Consider the following 17,695-nt stretch of genomic DNA (forward strand, 5'->3'; position numbering starts at 1 on the left):
TCCGGAGAACCCGCTCGCGGCGTCTTCGAGGAGCCGTACCGCTACCCGGTCACCACTCGAGGGTGCCCAGCGTGGCCTCGGTCTGTCCGGCCTCACCGCCCCGCGTGTAGTCGATCGTGATCGTGCTGCCGCCGGCGTGCATGCGGATCAGCGCGGAGACCGAGGTGCCGTCCACCGCGGCAACGCCGTCGACCGCCGTGATCACGTCGCCCGACTTCAGGCCGGCTTCATCGGCCGCACCGCCGCGCACGAGCTCGACCAGCAGGCCGCCGGCGTGGTTGGCGTCCTCATCGGTGTCCTGGGTGGAGTCCGCGACCGTTGCGCCGAGCAGTCCGTGCGAGGGCTGGTCGCCCGCGATGATCTCGTCGGCGACCCGGGTCGCGAGATTGGCGGGGATCGCGAAGCCGAGGCCGTCGCTGCCCGCCGTGCCGTTGGCGCTCGCGGCCGAGGCGATCGCAACATTGATGCCGATCAGCTCACCGCTGCCGTTGAGCAGCGCGCCGCCCGAGTTGCCGGGGTTGATGGAGGCGTCGGTCTGGATCACGGGAAGCGTCACGGTACCGCCCGCGGCCTGCTGGGACTGCCCCTGGTCCTCGTTGGGAAGCCCGAAGCGGAAGTCCCACGGGAACCCGTAGCCGTCGCCCTGGCCATCGTCCTCCTGCGGCGTGGGATCCTGCGGGATCAGGGGGCTGCCGACCGAGATGCCGCGATTCAGCGCGCTCACCACACCGCTGGTCACCGTGTTGGCGAGGTTGAGCGGGGCACCGATCGCAACCGTCAGGTCGCCCACGTCGAGCTGATCCGAGTCGGCCACCTGAACCGGAGTAAGCCCCTCGGCGTCGACCTTGACCACCGCGAGATCGGCGTAGGGATCGACGCCCACCAGGTCGCCGTCGAGGATGCGGCCGTCGCTCAGCTTGACGCGGATCTGGGCCCCGCTCGTCGCCGCGCCATCGAGGGTGACGACGTGCGCGTTGGTGATGATGTAGCCGTCCTCGCGGTAGATCACCCCGGATCCGGAGCCGCCGGCGCTCGCGCTCGAGACCTCGAGCGTCACGACGCTCGGAGTCGCGATGGCGGCGACGCCGGAGATCGCGGTGGCGTTGTCCGTATTGTTGAGGGTGATCGCTCCGCCGCCGCCCTGCGCGACCGTCTGCGGGGTCACGTTCGAGGCGACGACCGCCGCCACACCGCCGCCGACCACACCGCCGAGCAGCGCACCGATCGCGAGCCCCGCGAGCAGCGCTCCCGTGCGGCTCTTGGGCTGCGCCGGATGCGCGGCCGCGGTGGACTGCGCCGGCACCGCCGCCCCCGGGAAGTAGTGCTGCTGCGGCGACGGCTGCGGCTGCGGGGCTCCGTGTGCGGCCGGGACCTGCGCCGGAGTTCCGTGCTGCTGCGCGTACGTCGGCGGCTGCGGGGCGGGATCCCCGCCGAACGGCGATCGGTAGTCGTTCCCCGCGACCGACTCGGGCAGGGGCGCGGTCGGCTGCGTCTGAGAGAACGGCTGCGCGGCCTGCGCGGCAGACGGCGCCTCATTCGGTGCGGCGGACGGCGCGGCGCTCGCGGGCACCGGTGCGCCCGGGCTCCCCGCAGGCGGGGTCGGGCCGTGCGTCTGGGGCGCAGTCCCTTCGCGGGCTTCGGCGTCGCGTGATGAGCCCTGCTGGTCGTACTCGGGGGTGTTGGTCATGGGGAGCTCCCTTCTCGTGCGTTCCAGCCTGGTCCGTCAAGCTATGAATTACGTTTGCGAGCACTGCATGTGATCTGCAGATCGGAGGCGGGTGCGCGCTCGCGCGGAGCGCGCATCCGCCTCCGAGGGTACTCCGGTCACTCGAGCGCCTCTGCCATGTCGCGGCACTCCCGCACCCGTGCACGGCGGCCGCGATGCCGATGCACCAGCGCAGCGGTGAGCGCTGCGGCGAGGAGCAGGATCCCGGACACGAGCAGGAACGGCTGCGCGGAGGAACCTCCGGTCGACGCCAGCGGCGGGCGCAGCGGGGTCGCAGGATCCTTCGCGAGCACCTCGAACGCCTCGCTCGAAGCACCGCACTCCCCGACGCGGACCACGTGAGTCTCCCCCTGCTCGATCATCACGAGGGTCTCGACGTATCCCCCGAGCCCGATGTGCGCCTCCGTCGTGCGCACGTGCCGGGACTCGTACCGTCCCGGCCCGCGAACGACCACCCCTTCGGCGTCGCCGAGATCCTCGATCTCCGTGTCCGGAGCGCAGCTCATCGCTCCTGACGCCGGTCGTTCGTAGGCGGCGAACACCACCCTGAACTCGATGTCCTCCCGCTGCGAGAGCACGCCGGTCACCATCGCGACGTCGTACATGTCCTCGCCGACGGTCACCGTGCCCGCGGACTCCGTGCGCACCTCCGGATACTGCACGGTGGTCGTCTCGTTCGGCAGACCGCAGCGTCCCCGGTGCAGCACCAGCGACTCCGTCCCCTCCCGCAGCACGAGCGTCTCCACCCACCATATGGTGTCGCCGTACTCCGGCAGCGCGGTCACCTCGGGAGAGACCACCTCGCCGGGTCCGCTCACCGGCACTGCGTCCGTGGTGAACAGTCGATTCTCATCGACGCACTCGGCGGCGTCGGTCCCGGTGCGACTCGCGTCGCCGCGATACCCCTCGAACAGCACCTCATGAGTCACCCCCTCGCGCGCACTCAGCTCGCCCGAGACGATCGCGGTATCTCTCATGCGATCGCCCACGGCCACGAACTCGCTCGCCTCGGTCGTGACCTCGGGAGCGCTGATCACGGTGGTCTCGTGCTGAAGCCCGCACTCGCCCTCGTGCACGGCGAGGCGCTCGTCGCCCTGCACGAGCCACAGCGTCTCCACCCACCAGACGGCGCCGACCCAATCGGGCTGCGCGAGCACCTCGTCGGAGCGCACCTCGCCGAGCCCTGCCACCTCGATCGCGTCCAGCTCGAACAATCTGTTGTCGTCCGCGCACACGGGGCTCCCAGCGATCCGCGTCTCATCCGCGTTCTCCTCGGCGTCGCCCGCTGCCGTCTCGTAGCGCTCTCGATAGCCGCTGAAGGAGACCTCCCAGCGAGCCTCCTCGTTCGCCTCGAGCTGCCCGGAGACCTTCGCGATATCGAAGATCCGGTCTCCGGCCACCGCGGTCGGCACAGCCTCGGTCTCGACCGCAGGCCGGCCGATGCGGGTCGTCTCGTTCTCGAGTCCGCACGCGCCGCGATGCACGACCTGCGGGCCGTCGCCGGTGTCGACGAACAGGGTCTCGACCCACCAGATCACGGTGCCGTGCTCCCAGCGGGCGGCGAACCCGGGAGAGCGCACCTCACCGGGCCCGGCGACGGGCATCGACGGAGATCGGAACACGATGTTCTCGGCTGAGCAGCTCGGCTCAGCCGGCACGATCCCGTCGGCGCCGGCGTCGGTCTCGTCCGAACCCGGCGCACGGTACGCCTCGAACCTGATGGAGTACTCCGCCTCGGGCGAGAACGATCCCGAGAGCGTCGCCACGTCGAAGATCTCCTCACCGACCACCGCATCGGGCAGCGCGCGCGTCACCACCCCCGGCTGCCCGATGCGAGTGGTCTCGTTCGGGACGCCGCACCTGCCCTGGTGCACCACGGCGCCGCGCGATAGCACCCGCTCCACCCAGTGGATCGTTCCTGAGCTGCGCACGGGCACCGGCTCCGTGCGGAAGTGCCCCGCTCCCGGCACCGGGATTCCGGACTGACGGTGGACGGGCTGAGCGACGCAGCGCTCCGCGGCGCTCATCGCGCCGATCTCTTCCGCACTCCAGAGGAGGGGATCTCGTCGCTGCTCCAGCACGGGATCCCTCCCGGTGAGATAGACCGGGGCACCGCTCTCATCCGTAACAGGCTGGCCGGCCTCGTCCAGCTGCGGCGCGGGGTAGGCGGTGCCGTCCGCCGCGACGCCCGTGCTGGGGTTGCCGTCGGCGTCGGTCACGGGGATCCGCTCTCCGTCGGCGTCCTCGAGCGGACTGCCGTCCGGCGCCGCCCACCACTCCGACCACAGCGGTTCCCCGCTCTCCGGATCCTCCGCCTGCGCCTCGTAAGCCTCGCCCAGGATCGGCTGCCACGTATCGTCGTACTTCTGAGCGCCCGCTTCGGGGAGCAAGTAGGCCGTGAAGTCGGCCTCCGCGTTCGGCCACATCTGCAGCTCCTTGCCCCGCGGAGGAGTGACGATCAGCACGTCCGTCATCGTGCCGCCGACCTCGGCGGAGGGTTCGGCGAGCGATGAGGCGGTCGGCGGAGCCCACTCACGGGTATCCGTCGACACCGCTGCGAACACGCCGGCGAGGTCCTGCCGCTTGGAGCTGCCGGTGGCGACGGCCACCCGCTGGCCACTTCCTCCCGTAGATGCGGTGGTCGCGTAGACGTCGAGCTGCGGTTCCCAGCCGGGGGCACCGGTCGAGACCCACGCTCCGGAGACCTCGAGCTTCTGCGCTCCCGCACGCAGCTGGATGTATCGTGCGGATGCCTCACTCGCGGACACCGCGATCTTGGACGCGCCGTTCCGGATGAACGTGCCTCCCTGCACCGTCAACGATGTGGTGCCCTTCGGATACGCCACTCTGAACCGTCCTTCGTGTCCTCCGGGATCCGCACCGAGTTGGAGCCTGCCCGTGACGGGCGTGGGAGTCGTCGGCGCCTTGGCCTGCTGCTTCGCCTCGGCATACAACCGGTCGGAGGTCGCGATGAGATCCCGTCCCCGCTGCGATCCCTGCAGCGTTGCGATCTTCTGGTTCAGCTGGGCGTTGCCGCTGCGGAAGTTCTCGCGCATGCGCCAGATCGTCAGCTGCACGGCCGCCGCACTCCACGCATCGCCGTTCTGGCCGTGACGGTCGATGAGGTAGTTCATCTGCCGCATACCGGCGGGATCACCCCATGACGAGAACAGCCCGGTTCGGCCCGGCAGCACGCTCACCCGACCGGCCGCTCCGACGTATCCAGACGGTTCGCTCATGGATACCTCGATGCAGTAGGCACGCTTCCCGTTCGGCATGATGAAGTTCGAGATCGTCAGGCCGCCCGAGAAGCTCACGCTCTCGCCTCGCGGCAGGGCCTCCGCCGGAGCCGAGTCGACCGCGACGATTGCGCCCCCGACGAGCAGGCTGGCCGCCGTCGCTCCCGCCACTCTCCGGAGAAGCCGTCTGACGCGTTCTCGAACGAGCGTGCGCGGGGCTGCAGCGCCGCGGGCGGGTCGTCCCGGATTGGGTCTGGTCATGTTCGTGCCTCCTGATGCGAATCGCTCGAGAACGCCGCGTACTGGCGCTCCTCAATCGATGCTGCAGGCTCCCCGGATCCGCCTGTTTCGACCGTCCACAAGCGATTTTGCGGCTCGATTCGCATCGACGCAGAATCCGTGCTAAAGTTAATTCTTGTGCCGCGGGGTGGAGCAGTTCGGTAGCTCGCCGGGCTCATAACCCGGAGGTCGTAGGTTCAAATCCTGCCCCCGCAACGGAAACGCGACACAGAAAGGCCCCTGATCAGGAGAAATCCGGATCAGGGGTCTTTCGCATGTCCCCATCTCCGGTCACCGCAGTGGTCGTGATCGAAGGCACCCCACCGACGAAGAATCTTTGCACCCAGTGCGTTCGCGCTCAGTTGTGAGCGGAGCGCCGATCCGGACCTATCGGATACACGGGGGTTGTCGGCAGAAACGCGTGGATGGGCGTGGGCATGTCGAACCGCCCGGTGGTCTCTCCCCTACGCGCGCCAGTAGTTGCCGCCATTTCTCCGGTTTGGTGACATCTACTGACGCGCGAATGTCGGGTGGGTGGCCTCGCGTGAGCGGTGCAGCGAGCAGCACACCGAGCGGTCCACAACGCCGAGCGGTGCACAACGCACGACGGCCCGGCTCCCTCGCGGGAACCGGGCCGTCGTATGGCGTGCAGGCTACTCGGCCTGCAGAGCCGCCTCAAGCGCTCTGCGCAGGCGCTCATCGGCTCGGCCGTACGCCGTCCAATCACCGGACTGCATCGCCTCGTCGCGGTCCTTGATGGCCTCCTGCATCTCTCGCAGCGCCTCGTCCAGATCCATCTCGGATCCGCTCGAACCGCTCGGCTCATCCTCACCGGCGGGCTCGTCGGTCTCACCCGTTTCCCCGGTGTCATCCGGCGACTCCGGAACTTCGACGCCGCCGTCTCCGGCATTGGCACCCGAGTTGCCGCCGAAGAGGGAGTCGAGCGCCTCGTCGAGGGTGTCCTCGAACGCGATCTGATCGCCGAAGGCCACGAGCACCTTCTGCAGGATCGGGAAGCTGGTGCCCGACGATGCCTGCACGTAGACCGGCTGCACGTACAGCAGGCCGCCGCCGACCGGCAGGGTCAGCAGATTGCCGCTGATGACGCGGCTCTCGCCCTGACGCAGGATGTTGAGCAGGCGCGACACCTCGGAGTCGGTGGTGAAGCTGTTCTGCACCTGACCGGGGCCCGGGATCGGGTTGCCCTTCGGCAGCGTCAGCAGCTTGAGCGTGCCGTACTCCTCGGAGACCTCACCCTCGTCGGAGCCCGCATTGGAGTTCGCCGCGAGGTAGCCCGTGAGGATGTCTCGCGAGCCCTCACCCTGCTGGTCCGGGATGTAGGTCGAGTAGATCGAGTAGTTCGGCGCGGCGTTGGCTCCGGCCGCGAGTGTCAGGTAGTACGGCGGCTGGGCGCGTTTCACCGCGCCTGCCGCGCTGCTCGACACCGGGTCATCGGGCGTGCGCCACCGGTCCTCGGCCGAGTAGAAGGCGTCGGAGTCGGTCACGTGGTACTGGCCGAGCACGGCGCGCTGCACCTTGAACAGATCGCTCGGGTAGCGCACGTGGCTGAGCAGGTCACCGCTCATCTCGGAAACGCTCTCGAGCGTGCCCGGGAAGATCTTGCCCCACGACTGCAGCAGCGGATCCTCGGCATCCCAGGCGTACAGCTTCACCGAGCCGTCGTACGCATCGACGGTTGCCTTGACCGAGTTGCGGATGTAGTTGATCGTCTTGGGCATCGGGTCGGTTCGCTCGTTGTCCGAATCGACCGTGAGGGCGTTCATGTCGTTCTGCTGCGAGTAGGGATAGTCGGCGGACGTGGTGTAGCCGTCGATGATCCAGACGATGCGCCCATCGACCACGGAGGCGTAGGGGGACTTGTCGACCGTGAGGTAAGGGGCGACCTTCTGCACGCGCTCGACGGGGTTGCGGTCGTAGAGGATCTGGGATCCCTCGACCACGGCGCCCGACAGCAGCACCTCCATGTCCTGGAACTTCAGCGCGTAGATGAGCTTCGTGAAGAGGTTGCTCAGCGTGGGACCACCGTCACCGGAGAAGGTGGTCATGTTCTGGCGACCCGCGGGGGCCTCCTCGATCACTTCCTCCTCGGTTGCAGGAGCCTCCTCAGTTGCAGGAGCCTCCTCCTCGGTCGCGGTCTCGTCTGCGGCCGCCTCGTCGCTCCCGGGCTCGGCCGGCTCGGGATCGTCGGCCGTGGCCTCGGCGGTGCTCTCGGCGTCTGCGGGGAAGTCGAGCTCGATCGGCTTGTCCCGCTCGCCGCCCACGATGGAGTACTCGGGCGAGTTCATGCCAAAGTAGACGCGCGGCTCGAACTCGCCGAGCCTTCCGCTCGTGGGGATCCCGTTCTCGAGGAATACCGGCTCACCGCCGGGCGAGCGCTGGTTGCCGTAGGCCGCGACCAGGCCGTAGCCGTGCGTGTACACGAGCGTGCGGTTGAACCAGCCGCTCTGATCGCTGATGTCGATGTCTCGGATCGCCGAGACCGTGTCCTCCACGCGGCCGTCGATCTCGTAGCGATCGACGTTGAGCGAGGTGGGGAACTGGTAGTACTGACGGATCTGCTCGAGCTGGGCGAACGTGGGCGACACGACCTCGGGGTCGATGATGCGGATGTTGGCCGTGGTCTCCGCATCGTTGCGGAGCGCGCCGGGCTCCGCGTCGGTCACCGCGTCGTAGCGCTCGACCTGTACATCGTCGATGCCGTAGGCGGCGCGAGTCGCTTCGATGTTGCGCTCGATGTATTCGGCTTCGAGGCTCTTCTCGTCGGGACGCACTTGGAACTGCTGCACGGCCCACGGATAGCCGACACCCAGCACGATGCTCGACACGAGGAAGAGCGCGGTACCGATCACCGGCAGGCGCCACTTGCCGGTGAAGGCGGTGACGAGGAACAGCACGGCCACGATGATGGCGATGCCGGCCAGGATCTGCTTGCCGGGGATCACCGCGTGCACGTCTTGGAAGAGCGCGCCGGTCCACTGCCCGTTGGTCCCGGTGAGCGTTCCGTACTGATCGAGCCACAGGCTCGCCGCCTGCAGCAGCAGGTACACGGTGGCGAGCACCGCCGCCTGGATGCGGGTGGCCTTCGAGACCCGCACGTCGCGGCCCGAGAAGGAGATGCCGCCATAGAGGTAGCTCGTCGCCACCCCCGCGATGAGCGAGATCAGCACCACCGCGGAGGCGAAGCCGACGACGCCGCGCAGCATCGGCAGGTCGAAGAGGAAGAACGAGATGTCGAGCCCGAACTGGGCGTCCTGCTGACCCGAGTTCTCGCCGTTGAGCCACAGCAGCGCGCGCTGCCACTGCGTGCCGGTGCTGAAGCCGGCGAAGAGGCCGACGACGGCCGGCAGTCCCCACTTCACGAGGCGGCGCAACGGCTCGAACAGCTCCTGATAGCGATCGAGCTGCGCGGTGAGACGGGCGTATACGGGGCGCTTGCGATAGGCGATGTCGATCGCGAAGAAGACCGGCACTGCCATGCCGACGAATCCGATCGCGAACATCACCCCCGCGGCGATCCACTGGGTGGTCAGCACGGGCAGGTATCCGAGTTGGCGATACCACATCACCTCTGCGAGCACCGCTGCCACGGCGAGGAAGCCGAGGATCAGCACCACCACCAGGATCACGGTGATGGCGAGCGGCGATAGTCGGCGCTGACGGGCCGGAGCGTGTGCGTTCTGGTCGGTCACGTCTCTGTAGTTCTTCCTGTCCAGAGTGCACCCTTCGAAGGGTGCCGGGCGGGGTCCGTACCACCCTATCGGTCGCCCCTGACAAGAACCCCGGCAAGGCGCTCAAGGCACAGCGCAGCTGTGCGCGCCGTTCACTCCCCCTCGTTCGCGCCGCTACTCCCCCTCGTGCGCGTCGCAGCGCTCGATCCCCGCCGGTTCCTCTCCCGCGGTGAGCGCGGCGATCGCCTCGACGGCTTCGCCGAGCGACTCCACCGGTGCGATCCGCAGCCCGGAGGGGCGCCGATCGGGCAGATCGGCGCAGTTGTCGACCGGCATCAGGAACAGCTCGCTGCCGGCTCGGTCCGCGGCCCACATCTTCTGCGCGAGCCCGCCGATCGCTCCCACCTCGCCGGTATCCGTCAGGGTCCCGGTACCGCTCACGGTGCGTCCGTCGAGCATCTCGCCGGGCGTCAGACGGTCGAGGATCGCGATCCCGAACACGAGGCCAGCGCTCGGGCCGCCGATGTGCGAGAGGCTGATATCGACCTCGGCCGGCAGCTCATAGGCGCTGGAGATCGTCACCCCGATCAGCGGCTCCGTCCCTCCCTCCGGCAGCCGCGGGGCGAGCCGCACCTCGCGACGCTCCCCATCGCGCACGATCCCGATCCCGACCTCGGTGCCGGCGCCCGCGTCGGCGATGCCGCGGCGCAGGGCGCTGAAGTCCTCGATCTCGCGTCCGTCGAGGCTCACGAGTCGATCCCCGCTCTTGAGCACCCCGTCTGCGGGACCGTTCTCGGACACGCCCGCGACGCTCAGCTCGACACCCACGTCCTCTCCGACCTCGCGGAACGCGGCTGCGGCCGCTTGCGTCTGCGACGACCCCATCAGCACCGCATTCTCGGTCTCGCGCTGCTCGACCGTCACGCCTCGCGGATAGAACTCGCTGACGGGAGCCACACGCTGCGCGGGATCGAAGAGGGCCGGCACGACCGACAGCCAGCTCTTCGGCTGGTCGGGGTTGCCGAGGATCGAGACCGTCAGCAGGTTCAGCTCACCCGAGGTGGGATAGGTCTCGGCGCCGTCGATGGTGATGACCGGGGTCGACTGCTCGTCGCTCCGCACCTCGCCGAGGGCATCGACCACGGGGCCGGGCTGCTCGATGACATAGGGCGACGGCACCACTGCCGCGAGCAGCATGGCGCAGGTGAGGATCGCGATCCCGAGCAGTACGCGCGATCTGCGCCGTTCGATGCTCTCGTCGTCCACCCGCTACCGTCCCTTCGCCGCTCGGCGCCGCTGTTCGCAGTCGGCGCAACGGAAATCGCCGAGCGACGGTCAATCTAGCAGGCGGATCTGACCGGGGTGCCGTAGCGTTGTCGACAACGGACGACCGGAGGAACGGGAATGAGCGTGAACGACCAGAACGGTGCGGACGATCAGGGCCGGAGCGACGATTTCGAAGAGCTGCAGCGCATGCTGCGCAATATGCTCTCGGGCGGTCAGCCCGGAGCCGGCATGGATCCCGAGCAGTTCGCGAAGGCCGCTGGCCTGCCCATCGATCCGCAGGCCCTGCAGGGCCTGTTCAGCACGCTCCAGGGCGCTATGCAGCACCCCGGCGACGGGATCGACTGGTCGGCTGCGCGACGGACCGCGATCGAGGTCGCGGGCGACGGCGCCGCGCCGGCGGACAGCGCTCCCGCCGAGCGCGCCTTCCCGGTGGCGGCCCTCTGGCTCGATGAGGCGACCGAGCTGGGCACCACGCCCGACGCCCCTCGCACGCTGACGCGCATCGAGTGGGTGCAGCAGTCGATGAACACCTGGGTGGGGCTCGCTGAGCCGGTCGCGGAGTCGATCACACGAGCGCTCATGGAAGCGCTGCAGAGCCAGATGCCCGAGGAGCTCAGCGGGGCGCTGCAGGGTGCGACGCCCATGCTGCGCAGCGTGGGCGGTGCGCTGTTCGCCGTGCAGCTCGGCACCATCGTCGGCAGGCTCTCGGGGGAGGTCGTCTCCGCGGGCGACATCGGCATCCCGCTGCTCTCCGGAGCCGGACGCGAGGGCGGCGCCCTCCTTCCCGGCGGAGTCGCGGCATTCGCCGAAGGCCTCGACCAGGATGCGGAGGCGGTGACCCTCTATCTCGCGGTGCGGGAGCTGGCGCACGCGCGGCTCTTCCGCCACACCAAGTGGCTGCGGCTGCACCTGCTCACCGCCATCACCGACTACGCGCGAGGGATCCGGATCGACACCGACCGCATCGAGGAGCTCGCGCGCGAGATCGATCCGGAGCATCCCGAGCAGATCCAGGAGATCATCGCGGGAGGCGCGCTGATTCCGCCGAAGACCGAGGTGCAGGAGGCGGCGCACGCACGTCTCGAGACCATGCTCGCGCTCGTCGAGGGCTGGGTGGATGTGGTCACCGCCGACGCGGCGAAGCGCCTGCCGGGTGCCGACGCGATCGCCGAGATGGTGCGCCGGCGCCGTGCGACCGGCGGGCCGGCGGAGCACGCCTTCGCCGCGCTCGTGGGGCTGGAGCTGCGACCGCGGCGGCTGCGGGAGGCCGCGGCGCTGTGGCGCCTCGTGGCCGAGCGCAGCGATGTCGCCACCCGCGACGGCCTGTGGGCGCACCCGGACCTGTTGCCGAGCTCCGAGGAGCTCGATCACCCCGCGCGGTTGCTGGAGCGTCTCGGGCTGGCGGGCGCCGCCCCCGATGCCGAGGCCGACGAGTTCAATGCCGCGCTCGCCCAGCTGCTCGACGGCGAGCTGCCCCCGCACGAGGGCGGCGAGGACGGCAGAGCCGACAACGGGGCCTGAGCGCCGACTGCTGCCGGGCGACGCGGCGATGGTTTCGCCGATCCTCGGCGGTCGGCGGCTCTGCCCCTGTACCGACTCCCGCCGGCGCTCGTCTCCCAGCCCTCCTCAGCGCTTCGCTCACAAGCGCTCCTGAACGGCCCGCGCCACCGCACCGATCACCATTTCTGTGGATAACCGCGATCGAGGCCGCTGCGTCGTCCAGACTCGAGTCATGAACGAGTTCATCACCCGGATCCACCCGGACCTCCCGCTCTGCTGGGAGGATCCGGAGACGCTGCGCATCGGTTTCGAGCAGGCGCGCACCAGGGTGCGAAACCCCTCTGTCGGCGCGCAGCGGCTCATCGGAAGGCTCATCTCCGGGGTTCCCCGGGAGCGGCTCCTCAGAGAGACCGGTCGCGCGGGCGTCGCGCCGCGCGAGGCCCGGCGCCTGCTCGAAGAACTCGCTCCTGCGCTCCTCACGGAGCGTGCTCCGACTGCTCCGCGAGCGCGCCCGAGGCTGCTGCGCACGGTCCTCAGCGATGACGGCCGAGAGCCCCCCGGGCTGCGCGATGCCCTCATCGCCACCGGGCTGTGCACCTTCGACGGCGTGCCCGGGGACGAGACATCCGGTCCCCGCTCTCCCGGGGACGAAGCGGCACCGAGCGCACGACACGATCTCGCGGTCTACGTCGAGCGGTTCCTCGAGCCCCTCGAGCGTGCGCAGCGCTGGCTGATCGAGAGTGTGCCGCACCTGCTCGTGCGGTTCACCGACGGGGCGGTGCAGGTCGGTCCGCTGATCGGCGAGTGCGGACGCCCGTGCCACAGCTGCATCACATTGGCGTTCCTCCGCCGGGATGCCGCCTACCCCGTTCTCGCGGCCCAGCTCTCGGGCCGCACGCCGCGCAGCGAGACCGTCGCGAGCGCACACATGGCCGCCGCCTTCGCGGGGCTGCTCGTGCGGGAGTGGCTCTCCGGCGATCCCGCGGCTCACACGAAGCGCTTCACCATCCCGGTGCGCCGCGGACTCGTGCACGGCGCACCGATCCTCGAGTTCGTCGCCCCGCACCCCGAGTGCGGCTGCGCGCTCAGTGCAGCAGCCCGGCCTCCGCGACGAAGCGGGACGGCTGGCGCGCCGAGCGGGCGCCCCCCTCCACTCCCGACAGCCGCAGCACATCCCGAGCGCGGGTGAAGGCGACGTAGCAGAGCCGCCGCTCCTCGTCGATGCCCGCCTCGTCGCTCGCGTGGGCGATCGGCAGGAGCCCCTCGCTCAGTCCGACCACGTGCACGAGCGACCATTCGAGGCCCTTCGCCGCGTGGATCGCGCTCAGCGTGACGGAGTCGAGAGTGGGCTCGTGCTGGGTGCGCTGGCGTGCCACCAGCTCCTCGCTGAACTCGCGGATCCCCGCGCCGGCCGGCATCTCGTCGACCAGGGAGAGCAGCGCTCCGAGCGCCTCCCAGCGCTCGCGCTCCGCGGCGCCCTCGGGAGCCTTCGCCGTCCAGCCCCCGGCCCGCAGCACGTCGCTGACGATCTGGAAGAGGGGACGCGAGTCCGCGACCTTCGCCTCGCCCCTGACCAGCATGACCGCCTGGCGCACATCGGCGCGGTCGAAGAAGCGCTGGGCGCCGTGCACGCGGGTGCTGATCCGCCGCTGCTGCAGCGCCGCCTCGAAGCGCGCCGACTGCGCGTTGGTGCGGTAGAGGATCGCGATCTCCGATGCCGGAGTGCCCGCCCGCAGCGCTCCCGCGATCGACTCGGCCACGGCTTCGGCCTCGTCGTGCTCGTTCGCGAACCACTCGAAGGTCGGCGCGAGTTCGGGGCGCACCGCCTCCGTGCGGGTCGCCTGGAGCGTGAGCGCTCCCGGACGGTCGCGCATCAGGCGGTTCGCGAGTCGCACGACCGGCTCGGTCGAGCGGTAGTTGCGCTCGAGGCGGATCTGCCGGGCGTGCGGGTACTCCGCGCCGAAGCGCAGCAGATACGAGCTCGAGGCCCCCGCGAACGAGTAGATGGTCTGGCTCGCGTCTCCCACGACGCACACGTCGTCCCGATCGCCGAGCCACACCCGGAGCAGCGCGTGCTGCAGCGGCGACACGTCCTGGAACTCGTCCACGGTGAAGAAGCGGTAGCGCTCGCGCACCTGCAGCGCGGCCCGGGGCTCGCTCTCGAGCATGCCGGTGAGCAGCACCAGCACGTCCTCGAAGTCCATCTGCCGGCGCTCCTCGAGCAGCGATGCGTAACCCCGGTGCAGATCGACGAGCTGCTCCCGGGTCAGACCGAGCGGCACGGGCCGCTCCTCCACCCGCGACTCGTACGCGTCGATGCCGAGCATCGAGGTCTTGCGCCACTCGATCTCGGAGGCCACGTCGCGCAGCGCTTCGCCGCCGAGCCGAAGTCCGAGGCTCTCGACCACCTGCGAGATGGCCGCGACCTTGCCCGGCAGCATCTTGGGGGCGGCTCCGCCGACGAGCTGCGGCCAGAAGTGGTTCAGCTGGGCGAGCGCTGCGCCGTGGAAAGTCTGCGCGCGCACGCCCTCCGCGCCGAGACCGCGCAGCCGCCCCTGCAGCTCCCCCGCCGCCTTGCGGGTGAAGGTGACCGCGAGCACACGATCCGCGGCGTACACGCCGGTCCGCACCCCGTGCGCGATCCGGTGCGTGATGGCGCGGGTCTTCCCCGTGCCGGCGCCGGCGAGCACCGCGACCGGGCCGCGCAGGCACTCCGCGATCTCCCGCTGCTCGGGATCGAGTCCGTCGAGCACCTCGTCGCCGTCACTCGCCACGGGCGTCGCCCTCCGCGACCCAGCGATCGATCATCCAGCGCGCGATCGAGAGCGGCATCGGCAGCGTGATGCCCGGCACGGGATCGCGCAGCTCGGCGCGGGTGAACCAGCGAAGCTCCGAGATCTCCTCGGGGTCCGGAAGCAGCTCAGCGGGGTCGGCATCTCTAGCGAGGCGGGCGCGGAACCCGAGCATGAGCGACCTCGGGAACGGCCACGGCTGGGACGTCACGTACTCGATCTCGCCCAGGCGCACCCCCGATTCCTCGAAGACCTCGCGCGCCACCGCCTGCTCCAGCGACTCGCCCGCCTCGACGAAGCCGGCGAGCAGCGAGAACCGACCGGTCTCCCACAGCGCGTTCGAACCGAGCAGCACCCGATCGCCGTGCTCGATGAGCACGATCACGGCCGGGTCGGTGCGCGGGAACAGCTCTCCCCCGTGGCCGTCGCGTCGCGCCCAGCCGCCGTACTCGAGCGCGGTCGCCGAGCCGTCCCGCGGCGAGAACGCCGCGCTCTCGTGCCACCGCAGCAGGGCGGAGGCGACCCCCACGAGTTCGCGCTCGGTGTCGCTCAGCTCGCCGCCGACCTCGAAGGGGTGCCGCCACTCCTCGTCGTCCCAGCCGGCTGCGGGGTCGCCCGCACCCGAGCCGCCGGAGGCATCGCGCGGTGGGGCTCCATCCGGGATGCCCGCCGCGTCGCCGTCGGCGATCGCGAACACCGGATCCCCCGCCATCCGGCCGAGATAGAGGTTCCGCGCCTCCCCCGTGGCCGGATCGGCCAGCGTGTAGTCGCCCGAGGTCGGCAGCAGTGCAAGCCGCAGCCTCCCCTCCTCCCGCCGCACCGGGATCTCCACGCCGCGCAGACGCAGCAGCCGAGCGCCGGGCTCGGCCCAGGCGTCGCGCAGACGCCGGGGCTCCGACCGGGTGACGGCGTCGCGGTCGAGGGCGCCGCGCGCCAGCGGAGGCCTGTCGGGGTTCATCGCTTCTCCTCTCGTGAACGGGCAGCGGCGCGGTGCCGCGACCGGTCCGCCAGGCCGGCGGGGTGGTTCGCGATCCGGTATGGGATGCGGTGCGCGTGGCGCGTCGGCCGAGGCACCGCACGTGCATACCCTGAGTACATGGCCAGCATTCCTTTCACTCTAGCCGCGCTTGCGACCTCGGCGGTGCCGGGGCTCGTGGTCTTCGGGGTTCGCGAGAATCTGGATGACGAGAGCTTCGCGGCGGCGATCGTGACGAGCGAGGACGACGAACTGCTCGTGCGGGTGCCCCGCTCCCAGGCCGCGGAGGTGCAGCAGTCGGCCGAGCTGCTCGGACTCGCCGCGCTCACCGACGGGCCGCGCAGCCGGCTGCCCTTCGCGGTGCCGCGCACACTCGGCATGACGCGGGCCGGCGAAACGCGAGCCGTCGTCTTCACGCTGCTGGAGGGCGCCCGCTTCACCGCGGAGGATCTCGCGGACGACGCGATCCTGCTGCAGCCCATCGCCGAGGCGATCGCGGCCATCCACGAGCTCCCGTTGAACGTCGCGCAGCAGGGCGGCCTGCCGGTGCGCAGCGCGCAGGACCTGCGGCTGCGCGCGACACGACTCATCGACCGGGCGAGCGCGACGCGCCTGCTGCCCGAGACCGTGCTGCAGCGCTGGGAGCAGGCGGTCGAGTCCGCAGAGCTGTGGGACTTCTCACCGGTCATGGTGCACGGGTCGCTCGACGCCGACCAGATGCGGGTCGATGAGGATCGCATCACAGCGGTGCTCGGCTGGTCGGAGCTGTCCCTGGGCGACCCCGCTGCCGATCTCTCCTGGCTGCTGGCGGCCGGCTCCGATGTGCTCGACGCGGTGCTCGCCCGGTATTCGCAACTCCGCAACACGGGTTCGCTCAGCCACCTGCGCACTCGGGCTGCGCTGTACCACGAGCTGGAGGTGGCCCGGTGGCTGTTGCACGGAGTCGACTCCCACGACCGCTCGGTCACCGACGACGCGGTCGCCATGCTCGACCGGATGGTCGGCATCGCGGGACCGCTCGGGCGTGCTCTCGCCGGGAGCGCGCCCCGCGCCCCGATGGGCGAGGCGGAGGTGTCCGCGCTGCTCGCCGAGACCCCGGAGGTCGTGGATCAGCTCTCGGACACCGCCGCCTACGAGGCTCTCGACGAGGACCGGATGTTCGGAGTCGACACCGACTTCATCGAACCGCTGCGCGAGCCCGGGGAGCCCGGGGAGGGCGAGCCCGTGGACCGCGACGCCGAGGGCGGCGACTCCGAGGGTGGAGACTCCGAGGAAAGCGCCTCCGGGTCGACCGTGCGATCCGATGAGAGCAGCGACTCCGGATCACCCGACACCGCGGACACGCAGAACGATCCGTCCGAGCAGCTCACCGAGCCGATCGATCCGGAGGACCTGCCCGGACCGCGGTCCTGACCCGAACGGCGCGCGCATGACCCATCCGTATCTCGCCGGCGCAGCGAGCCCGCGCGTGCTCGCGCATCGCGGTTTCGTGTCCGACGCGCTGGCCTCCGCCGGCGTCGTCGAGAACAGTCTCGCCGCCTTCGCCTCGGCGGTGCACGCCGGCGCAGTGTATCTCGAGACCGACTGCCACCTGACGAGCGACGGTGAGGTCGTGCTCTGCCACGACGCCGACCTCGGCCGGATCGTGGACGACCCGCGTCCGGTCGCGGCGGTCACCCGCCGCGAGCTCGCGGCCCTCATGGCGGAACGGGGCGGCCTGCTCACGCTGGAGCAGGCGCTCGAGGAATTTCCCGAGGCGCGCTTCAACATCGACGTCAAGGCTTCCGCGGCCGCAGAGGCGGTGGGCCGCATCGTGGCTCCCCACGGGGATCGGGTGCTCGTCACGAGCTTCGACGACGGGTATCGGATGCGCGCGCTGCGCGCCGCCGAAGCGGTCCCGGGATCGTTCCGTCCTGCGACCTCGCCCGGGCGCAGGCGCCTGATCTCCGTGCTCGCCGCGGTCGTGTCGAGATCCCGGCCCCGCATCGCCCGTGCGCTCTCGGGCATCGATGCCCTGCAGATCCCCGAGCGCCGAGGGCCGGTGCGCGTGCTGAGTCGCCGTCTGCTCGACGAGACCCGCCGTCTCGGCGTCGAGGTGCACGTCTGGACCGTCAACGATCCCCGGCGCATGCGCGAACTCGTCGAGCGCGGCGTCTCGGGGATCATCACCGATCGCACCGACCTCGCGCTCGACGCGCTGGGATGAA

Annotated in this window: 10 protein-coding genes and 1 tRNA gene; 5 read left to right on the forward strand and 6 right to left on the reverse strand. The window is 70.4% G+C overall.

Annotated elements, in window-relative coordinates:
- Window positions 1–49 precede the first annotated feature (49 nt).
- Together AMS65_RS07030 and AMS65_RS07035 are read right to left on the reverse strand one after the other, a co-directional pair.
- Window positions 50–1,570 carry a trypsin-like peptidase domain-containing protein gene (locus AMS65_RS07030; RefSeq protein WP_053383657.1) on the reverse strand — a complete coding sequence of 507 codons (1,521 nt, stop codon included), beginning with the start codon at window positions 1,568–1,570 and terminating at the stop codon, window positions 50–52.
- Window positions 1,571–1,824: 254 nt separating this feature from the next.
- On the reverse strand, window positions 1,825–5,226 hold the full coding sequence (locus tag AMS65_RS07035; RefSeq protein ID WP_053383458.1) for a hypothetical protein: 3,402 nt from the start codon (window positions 5,224–5,226) through the stop codon (window positions 1,825–1,827).
- A 160-nt stretch (window positions 5,227–5,386) separates the two neighbouring features.
- On the opposite strand from AMS65_RS07035, the gene AMS65_RS07040 reads away from it, so the two are divergent.
- Window positions 5,387–5,460: transfer RNA gene (locus AMS65_RS07040), tRNA-Met, on the forward strand.
- A gap of 437 nt (window positions 5,461–5,897) precedes the next feature.
- Here AMS65_RS07040 and AMS65_RS07045 read toward each other — a convergent pair.
- The gene (locus tag AMS65_RS07045) at window positions 5,898–8,954 is read right to left on the reverse strand and encodes a UPF0182 family membrane protein (RefSeq protein ID WP_053383459.1); all 3,057 of its coding nucleotides are present in this window, start codon (window positions 8,952–8,954) and stop codon (window positions 5,898–5,900) included.
- A 153-nt stretch (window positions 8,955–9,107) separates the two neighbouring features.
- Entirely contained in the window at window positions 9,108–10,199 is a 1,092-nt protein-coding gene (locus AMS65_RS07050; protein WP_053383460.1) for a YlbL family protein, read from the reverse strand.
- 138 nt (window positions 10,200–10,337) lie between these two features.
- Here AMS65_RS07050 and AMS65_RS07055 point away from each other — a divergent pair, with 138 nt between their 5' ends.
- Complete coding sequence (locus AMS65_RS07055) at window positions 10,338–11,741, forward strand: zinc-dependent metalloprotease (RefSeq protein WP_053383461.1); 1,404 nt, start codon at window positions 10,338–10,340, stop codon at window positions 11,739–11,741.
- Between the two features lie 211 nt (window positions 11,742–11,952).
- A complete protein-coding gene (locus tag AMS65_RS07060; RefSeq protein WP_053383462.1) occupies window positions 11,953–12,909 on the forward strand; it encodes a hypothetical protein in 957 nt (318 codons plus the stop codon).
- On the opposite strand, the gene AMS65_RS07065 is transcribed toward AMS65_RS07060, so the two are convergent.
- Together AMS65_RS07065 and nudC are read right to left on the reverse strand one after the other, a co-directional pair.
- Window positions 12,806–14,494 (reverse strand): ATP-dependent helicase, encoded by a 1,689-nt coding sequence (locus AMS65_RS07065; RefSeq protein ID WP_053383463.1) that lies wholly within the window; start codon window positions 14,492–14,494, stop codon window positions 12,806–12,808. The genes AMS65_RS07060 and AMS65_RS07065 overlap by 104 nt on opposite strands.
- Entirely contained in the window at window positions 14,484–15,470 is a 987-nt protein-coding gene (nudC, locus tag AMS65_RS07070; protein WP_053383464.1) for an NAD(+) diphosphatase, read from the reverse strand. The genes AMS65_RS07065 and nudC overlap by 11 nt, the downstream gene beginning before the upstream one ends.
- A gap of 138 nt (window positions 15,471–15,608) precedes the next feature.
- Here nudC and AMS65_RS07075 point away from each other — a divergent pair, with 138 nt between their 5' ends.
- Both AMS65_RS07075 and AMS65_RS07080 read left to right on the forward strand, forming a co-directional pair.
- Entirely contained in the window at window positions 15,609–16,901 is a 1,293-nt protein-coding gene (locus tag AMS65_RS07075; protein ID WP_053383465.1) for a phosphotransferase, read from the forward strand.
- 16 nt (window positions 16,902–16,917) lie between these two features.
- A complete protein-coding gene (locus AMS65_RS07080) occupies window positions 16,918–17,694 on the forward strand; it encodes a glycerophosphodiester phosphodiesterase family protein (RefSeq protein ID WP_053383466.1) in 777 nt (258 codons plus the stop codon).
- Window position 17,695 lies beyond the last annotated feature (1 nt).

The sequence above is a fragment of the Leucobacter celer subsp. astrifaciens genome (genome assembly GCF_001273835.1).
In the GTDB taxonomy this organism is placed as follows: domain Bacteria; phylum Actinomycetota; class Actinomycetes; order Actinomycetales; family Microbacteriaceae; genus Leucobacter; species Leucobacter celer.

Bases quoted from the DNA above. Each gene is read 5' to 3' on its own strand.
- AMS65_RS07035 (WP_053383458.1), bottom strand. From the start codon at position 5,226: ATGACCAGACCCAATCCGGGACGACCCGCCCGCGGCGCTGCAGCCCCG.
- AMS65_RS07055 (WP_053383461.1), top strand. From the start codon at position 10,338: ATGAGCGTGAACGACCAGAACGGTGCGGACGATCAGGGCCGGAGCGAC.
- AMS65_RS07060 (WP_053383462.1), top strand. From the start codon at position 11,953: ATGAACGAGTTCATCACCCGGATCCACCCGGACCTCCCGCTCTGCTGG.
- nudC (WP_053383464.1), bottom strand. From the start codon at position 15,470: ATGAACCCCGACAGGCCTCCGCTGGCGCGCGGCGCCCTCGACCGCGAC.
- AMS65_RS07075 (WP_053383465.1), top strand. From the start codon at position 15,609: ATGGCCAGCATTCCTTTCACTCTAGCCGCGCTTGCGACCTCGGCGGTG.
- AMS65_RS07080 (WP_053383466.1), top strand. From the start codon at position 16,918: ATGACCCATCCGTATCTCGCCGGCGCAGCGAGCCCGCGCGTGCTCGCG.